We start from the raw sequence: 14,657 nt of genomic DNA on the forward strand, positions 1-14,657 counted from the left end.
TCAATGCTGGTCAGCAACGATGTGCACTTGATGTGCACTCTGCCACTGCGTGAGCACTCCTGCCGGAGCTTCGTCGACCACCACGACCACCGCGAGGTCTTCGAGACCGGGTTCGAGGGTCTCCAGGGACGCCGCAGGCAGGTGGGCATGCGTGACCCATTCGTTGTAGAGAAGCCCATCGAGGTCCGCGCCACCGAGGATGCCTTCGGGAACGAGCACGACGGCCGCCCCCGTCGCGGTGACGAGCAACTGCTCGAGCGCCAGTGCCGTCGCTCCCGCACCGTTGATCCCCGCACGCGAAACCGCCGCGCTCCGGGACTCGTAGGTCATCGAGTACCGGTCGCGCAGGGTAACGAGCAGATCGACCAGTTCCGCGTTGGAAAGCGTTCGCGAATCGAGGACCACCGCCGGGTCGGACGGCTCGACCGGGCGCACACGATCGGCATATGTGACCGGATCCGCCGGCATCGCTGCACTTTCTCGCGTGAACGCCTCGTCGTCGATCACGAGCCAGTCGCCGGCCGGTGCACTTGCGGTCACCGCCGCAACAGTCAAGCCCAGCACCGCACCCGACGGCAGACTTGTCGTCCACCGCTGAGAGTCGACAATCGCAAGGGCCGCGCCGGTCTTCGCCACGGCCCATTGCGCGACCACCGAAGCCACCGACCTCGGTATCGCGATGGCCACGATGTCCCCCGTTCCCAGACCGCGTGCGATGAGCACACGGGCAAGCTGCGACGACTGCTCGTCGAGTTGCCGGTACGAGAACTCGCGTCCTTCCTCACCGGTGGCGGCATCCGCAGGTACCGCCAGAGCCGGAGCGGACGGGTCCTCCTCGAGGACCTCACTGAGGACGGTGGCCAGGGTGCGTGCCGCGGATGTGACGACCGGAGTCACCGGTCCCGATTCTTCGACGATGCGAGCCGCCTCGTCGGCACCGAGCAGATCGATGTCACCGACCGGATCACCCGGGTTGTCGACGAACGCGTCGAGTACCCGGACGAACTGCTCGGAAATCCTCGAGATCGCCACCTCGTCGAAGAAGCGCTCGAGGTACTTGAAGGTGAAGTCGATCGCCGTGTCGGCAACGGTGAGCAGCGTGATCGGGTAGTGCGTCGCGTCCTTGACACTCACCCCCGTGATGGTCATCCCGTCGATCGACCCTGCCGCATCGGACAGTGCTTCGCGGTCGATCGGATACGACTCGAAGACCAGCAGCGAATCGAACCCGATCGGGATGCCTGCGCGCTGTTCGATGTCGGACAGGCCGACGTAGTGGTGATCGAGGAGTCCGGCCTGCTCCGCCTGCAGACGCGTAAGCAATGCCTCGACCGACTCGTCCGGTTCGGCGTTCACCCGCACCGGCAGCGTGTTGATGAACAGACCCACCATCGACTCCACGCCGGGCAGGTCTGCGGGACGCCCGGAGACGGTCGCGCCGAACACCACGTCGTTCCGTCCGGTCAGCCGGCCTGCGAGCACTGCCCACGCCGCCTGGACCAGCGTATTGACCGTCACCCCGAGTTGCCCGGCGAACGTGGTCAACCGCGCGGTCCGTTCGGCGTCGTAGAGCACCGACACCGTGGAGATCGTGTCGTTGTCCGCGTCGCGGACGGCCGGTGCCAGGATCGTCGGCTCCTCCATACCGCGGAGGGTGTCCGCCCACGCATCGAGGGAGTCGTTGCGATTCTGCTCCGACAACCAGGACAGGAAGTGGCGGTACGAGCGGACACGCGGCAGCAACGACTGATCTCCGCGCAGCACGTACAGGGCCATCAGGTCCTGCATGAGCAGCGGCATCGACCAGCCGTCGAGCAGTATGTGATGGCTCGTGACTGCGAGGTGGTACCGGCCATCGGATTCCTTGACGAGCAGGAACCGCATCAGCGGAGCGGTCTCCATTTCGAACCGGCGAGCCTGCTCGGCTGCAAGCACCTCCGCAAGCTCCGTCTCGCGACGGTCGGCAGGAAGATCTCCGAGATCGACCTGTTTCCAAGGCAGTTCAACCTCGTCGAGCACCAACTGAACCGAGTCGCCCTTGTCGTCGGTGACGAACGCGGTGCGGAGATTCGGGTACCGGTCGAGCAACGCCTGACCTGCGCCGCGCAGGCGATCCACGTCGACCGCGCCTTCGAGGTCGAGCACAGCCTGCATTGTGTACACGTCGACGTGACTCTCGTCGATCATCGATGCATGGAACAGCAGACCGGACTGCAGAGGTGAGAGCGGCCACACGTCGTCGAGCGCCGGGTAGCGGCGCTCCCAGTGTTCGATCTCGGTCTGATCGAGGTCGACCAGCGGCAGATCCGAGGGGGTGAGTCCACCTGCCTGCGGCCCCGTCGCGTACTCCGCGAGGGCGCTCAGCGCAGCAATCCAGTGCTGGGAGAGTTCGTCGACGTCGTCGCGATCGAGCAGTCCCGCCGGGAACGCGATGTTCGCGCCGAGCTGCGGACCCTCCGGCCCGTCGCTGACCACGGCGTTGATATCGACCGCAGCGTTCGCGGGCATGTCCGCGTCCTGGACCACGTCGAGCTTGCCTAGCGCATCCGTAGGCGCCCACCCGATCGCCGCCAACTCCTCCGGCACATCCGCAGCAGACACACGCCCCAGATAGTTGAAACTGATCTGCGGCGACTTCGCCACCGCACCCAACCGCACCGACGACTGCCCATCCAGATACCGCAACAGGCCATACCCCATGCCCCTGTCCGGAATCGCCAGCAACTGCTCCTTCACAGCCTTGACCGCAGCACCGACCGACACACCACCGGCGAACGCATCATCGACATCGACACCCGCCAGATCCACCCGCACCGGATACGCACTCGTGAACCACCCCACCGTCCGCGACAGATCCGCACCCGGAACCACAGCCTCTTCACGACCGTGACCCTCGAACTTCACCAACGCCGACGATGACTCCACACCACGATCACGACGCCACCGCACCAACGCCAACCCCAACGCCGCCACCAGACCATCGGCGACACCACCACGGAACAACGACGGCACCGACGTCAGCAACGCCTCGGTGTCCGAGGCGGGCACGCTGACGTCGAAACGCTCCACGGTGGACGCGGTGTCCACGGACGGATCGAACGGCCGCTCGCCGAGTAGCGGATCGGGACCCTCGAGAATCTGTTCCCAGAGCCCCAGTTCGTCGCGATGCGACGGTGCCGCCTCGACGAGACCGTGCGCCCAGCGCCGCAACGACGTCCCGACTGCGGCAAGCTCGACCTTCTCCTGGCCGGAGACGATCTGTCCCCACGCAAGACCGAGGTCCGGCAACAGGATTCGCCACGACACTCCGTCGACCACGAGGTGATGGGCAACGACGGCGAGCACCCCGGCACGCCCGGCCGAACCGAAGTCGAACCACACGAACTGCAGCATCGCCCCGGCGAACGGGTCGAGTCGGCCGAGGGCCGCATCGATCTCACGTCCGGCGAGGGCGGTCAGGTCCTCGTCGCTGATGTCTGTGGGAGCCTCGACGCGGGTGAGAAGGGACCCTGCGTCCACGTCACCGGCAACGCGCACGCGGAAGGTGATGCCGGCGTCGTCGCGGTCGAGGATCGACCGAAGCGCATCGTGGTGATCCACCACAGCACCGATCGTCCGCTCGAGCACGTCCGCGGTGATGTCCTGCGGAAGGGTCACGGAGACGAACTGGGAGAACCGGTCGATGCCGCCGGGCCAGCCCAGCACCTCACGCATGATCGGCGTCAACGGAACATCACCGGCACCACCACCGGGTAGTTCGTCGAGCCGCACGAGGCCCTGAGACTCGTCGCTCCGAACAGCAACTTCGGCCAGCCCCGCCACCGAACGCCGCTCGAACACATCCCGCGGCGTGAACACCACACCACGAGCCTTCGCCCGCGACACCAACTGAATCGACACGATCGAATCACCACCGAGCGCGAAGAACGACTCGTCCACACTCACCTTCTCCAAGTGCAGAACCTCCGCGAACACCTCCGCGATGATCTCCTCGACCTCGCTACCGGCACCGCGATACTCACGCTCTTCGAACACCGGCTCCGGCAACGCATCACGATCCAACTTGCCCACCGGCGTCAACGGCACCTCATCGAGCACCACGATCGCCGACGGCACCATATGCGGCGGCAACGACCGAGCCACGAACTCCGTCAACCCCGCCACATCCACAGTCCGGCCCACCGCGGGCAACACATACGACACCAACACCGTCGCACCCGACGCCGTCGAACGGCCGAGGGTTGCGGCAAAATCGACGGTCTCATGTGCCGCCAGGGCTGCGTCGATCTCGCCGAGTTCGATACGGAAACCGCGCACCTTCACCTGGAAGTCGCTGCGCCCCACGAACTCGAGCTCGAGACGCTCCCCGCCGGCCCGCCACCGGACGACGTCGCCCGTGCGGTACATCCGTGAACCGTCCGGACTGTAGGGATTGGCGACGAACATCTCAGCGGTGAGGGCGCTGCGGCCGTGGTAACCGCGGGCAAGCGCCGCACCTGCCATGTATAGCTCACCGGCGACGCCCTCCGGGACGGGACGCATCCGTGCGTCGAGCACGAGCGCGGACACCCCGTGAGTGGGGTGGCCGATCGTGATGGGGCGTCCCGGCTCGAGCCGAGCGAAGGACGAGATGATCGTCGTCTCGGTGGGGCCGTATCCGTTGAAGTACTTGCGGCCCGGTGCCCACTTGGCGAGCAGTTCCGGCGTGGTGACGTCGCCGCCGACCGACGCGACCTCGAGGCTGTCGATCCCCGTCGGATCCATCGTGCCGAGCACCGCAGGGGTGATGATCGTGTGAGTCACCCGCTCGGTGCGCAGGAGGTCCGCGAGATCCGGGCCACCGATGATCGTCGACGGCACGATCACCAGCGTCGCACCACTGGTGAACGCCGCCATCCACTCGAGCACCGACGGGTCGAAGCTCGGCGAGCAGATGTGCAGGAAACGATGTCCGGCACGCAGGTGGTACAGCTCGACGGCGGTGTCGACAACCCCGCCCAGACCCTGGTGTGTGACGACGACGCCCTTGGGACGGCCCGTCGAACCCGAGGTGTAGATGACGTAGGCCGGGTGGAACAGCGACAGCGGACGCACCCGGTCGGAGGCGCCCACCGGCAGCTCCGACTGCCTGTCGAGCTCACTGGTGAACGTCGAATCGTCGAGCACGATCCAGTCGGAGTCCCCGGGTAGTCCGTCCCGATAGGTCGAGGACGTGATACCGAGGACCGCGCCGGAATCGGCCAGCATGTACCGCACACGCTCGACGGGATAGGTGGGGTCGACCGGCAGGTGCGCGGCACCGGCCTTCGCGATCGCCCACACGCTCAGAACCATCTCGTACGACCTCGGATACGACACCGCGACGATGTCCTCCGGGCCGACGCCCTGTCCGATGAGGATGCGCGCGAGCTTCGACGAGGTCTCGTCGAGCTCGCGGTAGCTGATCGAGCGCCCCTCGTAGCGGACCGCGGTGGCGTTCGGATCCAGCGTGACCGCCGCCGTGAGGATATCGGCGAGGGTTCCGCCCGCTCCGACGCGATCCCCGTGGACGTGCGTGAGCCGGCCGAACTCGTCGCCGCCGAGCAGCGGGAGATCCCCGACCGGTGCCTGTGGATCCGCGAGGAGGCCGGAGATCAGCAGTTCGAACCGATGCGCGAACTGTTCGACGGTACCGTGATCGAACAGCGCGCTCGCGTAGGAGAACTCGGCCGATATGCCGGCAGGTGCACCGTCTTGCCCGATGCCTTCGCGCAGCGTGAGCGACAGGTCGAACTTCGCGGTGTCCACATCGAAGGGCACGCCGGACACACTCAGCTCCGGAAGCTCGAAATCCGCGGACGGCAGGTTCTCGAACGACAGGGCCACCTGGAACAGCGGGTGCCGCGCCGTCGACCGCTCGGGCTCGACGATCTCGACGAGCCGCTCGAACGGGATGTCCGCGTGGGCGAACGCCTCGAGATCGATCTCACGGACCCGCGCCAGCAGGTCGGTGAACGGCTCGCCCGCCTCGACACGGCTCCGCAACACCAGGGTGTTGACGAACATGCCGATCAGGTCGTCGAGTTCGGACTCGCCGCGACCCGCGATCGGGGTGCCGATCGCCACGTCGTCGGAGTCGGACATGCGCGCCAGAAAGATCGCCAGCGCGGTGTGGACGACCATGAACATGGTCGTGCCGGTCCGGCGGGCCAACGCAGCCAGTTCACGATGCGTGGACGCATCGAGCGCGAACTCGACCCGGCCACCGGCGAACGACTGCACCGGCGGACGCGGACGGTCCATCGGCAGATTCAGCTCGTCCGGAATGCCGGAGAGCGCACGCTTCCAGTACTGGGCCTGGGTCGACAGCAGACTCTCCGGATCGTCCTCCGAGCCGAGAACCTCACGCTGCCACAACGCGAAGTCCGCGTACTGGACCGGCAGCGGAGCCCAGGCAGGTTCTTCGCCGTTCGTACGGGACACGTAGGCGGCCATGACATCACGGGTGAGCGGTGCCATCGACCAGCCGTCGGCGCTGATGTGGTGGACGACGAATACGAGCACGTGATCAGAGACCGACGCCCCCAGCCTGTACAGGACCGCACGCAATGGAACCTGTGTCGTCACGTCGAACCCAGCGCCCACGATCTCCAGGATCCGTGCGGGCAGGTCCGCTTCGTCGACCTGCACAGCGTCGAGGTTCGGCATCGCCTCGTCCACCGACAGAATCTGCTGGTAGGGACGACCGTCGTCCTCCGGGTAGATCGTGCGGAGCACCTCGTGTCGATCGAGCAGATCACGCACGGCCGCCTGCAGCGCATCCACGTCGAGGGCGCCGGTCAGCCGCACTGCGACGGGGAGGTTGTCGGCGCTCGACGTCGCATCGAAGCGATTGAGGAACCACATGCGCTGCTGTGCAAGCGACAGCGGCACCCGATCCGGGCGCTGCTGCGGCACCAGCGGTGCACGACGCGTCGACCCCGTGTGCTGCTCTGCCTGCGCGGCGAGGGCATGCACGGTCGAGGACTCGAACAGCACCCGCACCGGAATCCGAACATCGAGTGCCGACCCGAGGCGCGCAACGAGTTGCGTCGCGATCAGTGAGTTTCCGCCGAGCGCGAAGAAGTCGTCGTCGAGGCCGACACGTTCGACACCGAGGACATCGGCAAAGGTCGTCGCAACGATCTCCTCGATCGGTGTCGTCGGAGCCCGGAACTCCCGCGCTTCGAACGTCGGAGCGGGAAGCGCCTTGCGGTCGAGCTTGCCAGACGTGTTGAGCGGGAACTCTCCGAGCACGACCAACGCGGACGGCACCATGTACGCGGGCAGCGTCTCCGACACGAACTCGACGAGTTCGCCGGTGTCGATGTTCCGTCCCGGTGCCGGCACGACGTATCCGGCGAGCTGGTCGCCGGTGGGTGTCTGCACCACCAGTACCGCGGCCTGGTTCACCGAATCGTGGGCGAGCAGCGCGGTTTCGATCTCGCCGAGCTCGATGCGCTGGCCACGGAACTTCACCTGGAAGTCGGTGCGGCCGATGTATTCGAGTTCGCCATGCTCGTTCCACGTCACGAGGTCGCCCGTTCGGTACATCCGGTCGCCGGACTCCCCGTACGGATTCGCGACGAACCGGTCCGAGGTGAGGTCCGGGCGGCGCACGTACCCGCGTGCGAGCTGGACACCTGCGAGATAGAGCTCTCCCGGGACACCGACGGGAACGGGGCGGAGCCGGCCGTCGAGGACGTACACCTGCACGTTCCATTCCGGGACACCGATCGGCACCACGTCGACCGAACCCGCTGCCGGTGCTTGCCAGTAGGTGGCGGACACGGCGGCTTCCGTGGGTCCGTAAAGGTTGTCGATGTCCGCAGAGCTGATCCTGCGGACACCGTCGATCGTCTCGGGCGGCAGGGCTTCACCGATCACGAAGATGTCGCGCAGAGTGCGGCATTCTTCGGCGTCGGCGTGGGCGGCGAACACCGTGAGCATCGACGGCACGAAGTCGGTGATCGTGACGCGCTCGCGTGCAATGACTTCGGACAGGTACGCGGGGTCGCGGTGACCGTCCGGGGTGGCGATCACGAGACGGGCACCCACGCTCAAGGGCATGAAGAAGCCCCACAGCGACACGTCGAACGTGGTGGCGGTCTTCTGGAAGTACACGTCGCTCGAGGTCATCTCGAACTCGTGCAGCATCCATTCCGTCTGGTTGACGATTGCGCGGTGCGTCACCGCGACGCCCTTCGGGCGTCCTGTCGAACCGGACGTGAAGATCGCGTAGGCGGTGTTGTCAGGACGCAGCGGTGCGATCCGGTCCGCATCGGTGACCGGTGCGATCGAGGTGTTCGACAAATCGAGCACGTCGATGGCGATCGACCGGATACCGAGATCCGACGGCACCTCGAACTCGTCGCGCGCTGTGGTCACGATGCAGACCGGATCGGCCGTGTCGAGGATGTGCCGGACACGATCGATGGGGTGGTCGGGATCGATCGGCACCCATGCGCCGCCGGCGCGCACGATCGCGTACATACCCACCATGAGGTCGAGAGACCGTCGGATGGCCAAGCCCACCAACGACTCCGGCCCCACACCGTGCGCGATCAGGTGTCGCGCGAGGCGTGTGACGCGAGCGTCGAACTCGGCGTAGGTGAGGGAGTCACCTTCGTAGACGAGTGCGACAGCGTCGGGTGTGTGAGCGGCCTGCGCGTCGAAACGGTCGGTGAGCAGTGCCGACGCGTCGAGCTCGTGCGCCGAGTCGTTCCAGTCGTGGAGGATCCGGTCGAGTTCCGCGGCATCGAGGAGCTCGATGTCACCCACATGATTGTCAGGCCGCGCAGCAAGCGACTCGAGTGCACGCACGAAGCGGGCAACGAGCGTGGATACCTGATCGCGATCGAAAAGTGCACGCTGATAGCGCAGTTCGACTTCCATGCCCGTCTTGATGTGAACGAACAGGCTCAACGGGTAGTGCGTGGCGTCGTGTGTACCGACACCTGTGACGGACATGCCGTCGATCGACGAGGCCTGCTGGGCGAGGCCCTCCTCGTCGAGCGGGTAGGACTCGAACACGGTGAGGGTGTCGAAGGCCACCGCGGGACCCGAGGCCCGCTGGATGTCGGTCAGTCCGAGATGGTGATGTTCGAGCAGCGCGGCTTGTTCGCTCTGCAGACGACCGAGGAACTCGCCGATCGGCTCGTCGGGGTCGAAGGTCACCCGCACCGGCAGGGTGTTGATGAACAGACCCACCATCGACTCCACGCCGGGCAGGTCGGCGGGGCGTCCGGACACGGTCGCGCCGAACACCACGTCGTCGCGGCCGGTGAGACGTCCGATCAGCACGCCCCATGCGGCCTGCACGAGAGTGTTCACGGTGACGCCGAGGCGCGCCGCGGCATCGCTGATCGCGGTCAGGCGCTGCGCGTCCAGTTCGATCTTGACGCGGTCGTCGCCCTGCTCCTTCGGATGACGGGGCGACTGCGGGGCGAGCAGTGTCGGTTCGTCGAATCCGTCGAATACGTGTGACCAGGCGTCGCGCGAGGCCTCCAGGTCGCGTGTGCCGACCCATTCGAGGAACGAGCGGTACGACCGCGCACGCGGCAGCATCGACGTATCGCCGCGAGTGGCGTACAGGGCCATCAGGTCCTGCATGAGCAGCGGCATCGACCAGCCGTCGACCAGCACGTGGTGCGTGGTCACGCCGAGCTGGTAGCGATCACCGCCGAGCGAGACGAGTACGAACCGCATGAGCGGTCCGGTGTCCATGACGAATCCACGGGACTCCTCGTCGCGCCAGAACGGGACGGTGGCCGTCACTCCCGAAGACGCGACCTCCGACGACATGTCGACTGTGCGCCACGGCACCTGTACGTCGTCGAGCACCAGCTGGACCGAGTCGCCGTCGTCGTCGGTGACGAAGACGGTGCGCAGATTCGCATGCCGATCGAGCAGCCCCTGAGCAGCCCGGTGCAGACGGTCCGCGTCGACCGCGCCTTCGAGGTCGAGCACCGCCTGCATCGTGTACACGTCGACGTCATCGTCGGCCGTCATCAGCGCGTGGAACAACAGACCGGACTGCAGCGGCGAGAGCGGCCACACATCGGCCACCGGCCGGTACCGCGATTCCCACCGTTCCAGGCCGGACTGGGTCACATTCACCAACGGAACGTCCGACGGTGTCAGCCCGCCGGCGTCGGGTGCGTCGACGTGGGCGACGAGCGCGTCGAGAGCCGCGCGCCAGTGCTGCGCGAACTCGTCGACATCGTCGCGATCCAACAGTCCGGTGGGGAATGCGATGTTCGCGCCGAGCTGCGGACCCTCCGGCCCATCGTTCACGATCGCGTTGATGTCGATCGCGGCACTGGCGGGCATGTCCGCATCGAGCGCGGCGTCGACCTGGCCGAGTGCGCCGGTGGGCGCCCACCCGATCGCCGCCAACTCCTCCGGCACATCCGCAGCAGACACACGCCCCAGATAGTTGAAACTGATCTGCGGCGACTTCGCCACCGCACCCAACCGCACCGACGACTGCCCATCCAGATACCGCAACAGGCCATACCCCATGCCCCTGTCCGGAATCGCCAGCAACTGCTCCTTCACAGCCTTGACCGCAGCACCGACCGACACACCACCGGCGAACGCATCATCGACATCGACACCCGCCAGATCCACCCGCACCGGATACGCACTCGTGAACCACCCCACCGTCCGCGACAGATCCGCACCCGGAACCACAGCCTCTTCACGACCGTGACCCTCGAACTTCACCAACGCCGACGATGACTCCACACCACGATCACGACGCCACCGCACCAACGCCAACCCCAACGCCGCCACCAGACCATCGGCGACACCACCACGGAACAACGACGGCACCGACGTCAGCAACGCCTCGGTCTGCCGTGAATCCAGTGTCAGTTCGATGCGTTCCACCGTGGAGGTGACATCGACCGCGGGGTCGAAGGGACGCTGCGCGAGCAGCGGGTCGGGTTCACCGAGAACCCGCTCCCACAACTCCAGCTCATTTCGATACGACGGCGCCGCCTCGACGAGGCCGTGCGCCCAGCGCCGCAACGACGTCCCGACCTCGGCGAGCTGGACATCCTGCCCTGCGACGATCTGCCCCCACGCAAGACCGAGGTCCGGCAACAGGATTCGCCACGACACACCGTCCATCACCAGGTGATGCGCGACGATCAGCAACACACCCGGCCGGGCGCCGCCGGCGAAGTCGAACCACACGAACTGCAGTACCGACCCCGATACCGGGTCGAGGCGCCCGAGCGCGGAATCGAGTTCGCGCGAGGCGATCTCGGTGAGATCGGCATCGGAGATCTCGGCCGCGACCTCGATCCTGGTGATCAGGGACGACGCGTCGACAGTGCCCGTGGCGCGAATGCGCAGTGTTGCCGCGTCATCACTCCGGTCGAGGATCGACCGCAGCGCATCATGGTGATCCACCACAGCACCGATCGTCCGCTCGAGCACGTCCGCGGTGATGTCCTGCGGAAGGTTGACAGCGATGGTCTGCGAGAATCGGTCGAAGCCACCGGGCCAGCCCAGCACCTCACGCATGATCGGCGTCAACGGAACATCACCGACACCACCACCCGGAAGTTCGGCCAGCTTCTGGGGCGCATCCGCATCCACACGCGAGGCGACCTCCGCCAGCCCCGCCACCGAACGCCGCTCGAACACATCCCGCGGCGTGAACACCACACCACGAGCCTTCGCCCGCGACACCAACTGAATCGACACGATCGAATCACCACCGAGCGCGAAGAACGACTCGTCCACACTCACCTTCTCCAAGTGCAGAACCTCCGCGAACACCTCCGCAATGATCTCCTCGACCTCACTACCGGCACCGCGATACTCACGCTCTTCGAACACCGGCTCCGGCAACGCATCACGATCCAACTTGCCCACCGGCGTCAACGGCACCTCATCGAGCACCACGATCGCCGACGGCACCATATGCGGCGGCAACGACCGAGCCACGAACTCCGTCAACCCCGCCACATCCACAGTCCGGCCCGCCGCAGGCAAGACATACGACACCAACACCGTCGCACCCGACGCCGTCGAACGACCGACCGTGGTTGTCCAGTTGACGGTGTCGTGTGCCGAGAGCACAGCGTCGATCTCGCCGAGTTCGATACGGAAACCGCGCACCTTCACCTGGAAGTCGCTGCGCCCCACGAACTCGAGTTCGAGACGATCCTCGACAGCACGCCACCGCACCACATCACCGGTGCGGTACATGCGTTCGCCGGCTTCGCCGTACGGGTTCGGGACGAATCGTTCGGCGGTGAGAGCGTTGCGTCGGTGGTAACCGCGCGCAAGGGCACGGCCCGCCACGTAGAGCTCACCCGCCATACCGGCCGCGACCGGCCGCAGACGTGAATCGAGCACCAGGGTGGTCATGCCGACGATGGGCTCACCGATCGTGATCGGGCGCTCCGGCACCATCTGCCCGAAGGTCGATACGATCGTGGCCTCGGTGGGCCCGTACGCGTTGACGTAGGTCGTGCGCTTCGACCACTCCGACAGCAGTTCCGGCGTGGTGACATCGCCACCGACCGACAACACTTCGAAGCTGTCGACGCCGTCGGACTCCATGGTCCCGAGCACCACCGGGGTGATGATCGTGTGCGTCACCCGTTCGGTGCGCAGCAGCTCCGCGAGATCCGGGCCACCGATGATCGTCGACGGCACGATCACCAACGTGGCACCGAACGAGAAGGCAGCCATCCATTCGAGTACCGACGGGTCGAAGCTCGGCGAGCAGATCTGCAGGAACCGCGACTCGGACGTCACGCCGTACAGATCGGTGACCATGTCCTTCAAACCGGCCAGACCCGAGTGGGTGACGACGACGCCCTTCGGCTGCCCCGTCGAACCCGAGGTGTAGATCAGGTAGGCGGGCTGGTACACGTGAGTGGGGCGCACGCGATCCGTGTCGCTGATCGGTGTGGACGCACGTGCGTCGACCTCCGCGACGAAGTCGGGGTCGTCGACGAGTAGCCATTCCGCGTCGTCGGGCAGACCGGTGGCGTACTGCGACGACGTGATACCCAGTGCTGCACCGGAATCGGACAGCATGTACCGCACGCGCTCGGCGGGGTACGTGGGGTCCACCGGCACATGAGCGGCGCCGGTCTTCGCGACAGCCATGACGGTGACCGCCATGTCGTACGAACGCGGGAACGAGACGGCAACGAAGTCCTCGGCCCCGATTCCCCGATCGATGAGCATCCGGGCAAGTCTCGACGACGCTTCGTCGATCTCCCGGTAGGTGATCGAACGTCCCTCGTAACGCACTGCGGTGGCGTCGGGATCCATCGTCACACCGAGAGTGAGGAAGTCCGCGAGGGTCTTCGGCTCGGTCAGGACGTCGTGCCCGCGCATGCTGGTGAGCTGCGCGAATTCCTCATCGCCGAGCAGCGGCAGGTCGCCGACCGGTGTAGCTGTTCCGGACAGGATGCCGTTCACGAGCCGGGTGAATCGCTCCGCGAACCGCTCGACCGTACCGTGGTCGAACAGTGCGCTCGCATAAGAGAACTCAGCGGACAGCCCGTCCGGATCACCGCCGGCGTCGACGTGTTCACGCAGCGTCAGTCCGAGATCGAACTTCGCGATGTCGAGTTCGAACGGCACACCGGACACACTCAGCCCCGGGAGTTCGAGGGCGGTTTCGGGCATGTTCTCGAACGACAGCACCACCTGGAACAGCGGGTGCCGCGCGGTGGACCGCTCGGGCTCGAGTACGTCCACGAGCCGCTCGAACGGAATGTCGGCGTGTGCGAACGCGTCGAGGTCGGCGGCGCGCACCCGCGACAGCAGGTCCTCGAAGGTCTCACCGGTATCGACATGGCTGCGCAACACCAGGGTGTTGACGAACATGCCGATCAGATCATCGAGCTCACGCTCGCCGCGACCCGCGATCGGTGTGCCGATCGTGATGTCGTCGGAGTCGGACATACGCGCGAGGAACACTGCCAACGCCGTGTGCAGGACCATGAACATGGTTGTTCCGGTCCGGCGGGCCAGCGCCGCGAGTTCACGATGAGCGGACGCGTCGAGTGCGAACTCGACCTTTCCTCCGGTGAACGACTGCACCGGAGGGCGCGGGCGATCCATCGGCAGGTTGAGCTCGTCCGGGACGCCGGCGAGGGTGCCCTTCCAGAATTCTGCCTGAGCCGAGAGCACACTCTCCGGATCGTCTTCGCTGCCGAGCACCTCGCGCTGCCACAGTGCGAAGTCCGCGTACTGCACGGGCAGCGGCGCCCAGGCCGGGGCCTCGCCCGCCGCGCGGGACACGTAGGCGGTCATGACGTCGCGCGTGAGAGGTGCCATCGACCAGCCGTCGGCGCTGATGTGGTGCGCGACGAAGACGAGCACATGATCGGTCGCGTTCTCGGCGTCGCTTCCGCTGTCCGCCAGCGCGAACAGCGCAACCCTCAACGGAATCTCGGACGTGACGTCGAAACCGGCCGACACGACCTCGCCGACACGCGCGAGGAGGTCGTCCTCGGTGACGGTTTCGGCGACGACCTCGGGTGCGGCCTCGGCTGCGGGAACGATCAACTGGTAGGGATGCCCGTCGATCTCCGGGTAGATCGTGCGCAACACCTCGTGCCGCACCAGCACGTCCCGCACAGCATCCTGCAGCGCGG

At 66.3% G+C, this 14,657-nt stretch carries 1 protein-coding gene (only partly in view); it reads right to left on the reverse strand.

All coding sequences use genetic code 11. From position 1 onward, the window contains the following. Positions 1-14,657, reverse strand: the 3' end of a protein-coding gene (locus ACTDXD_RS02000) for a non-ribosomal peptide synthase/polyketide synthase (protein WP_440125544.1). 14,944 nt of this gene lie beyond the right edge of the window; 14,657 of the gene's 29,601 nt are visible here — the last part of the coding sequence; the start codon falls outside the window, past its right edge; its stop codon occupies positions 1-3.

Source organism: Rhodococcus sp. SJ-3 (assembly GCF_051918125.1).
In the GTDB taxonomy this organism is placed as follows: domain Bacteria; phylum Actinomycetota; class Actinomycetes; order Mycobacteriales; family Mycobacteriaceae; genus Rhodococcus.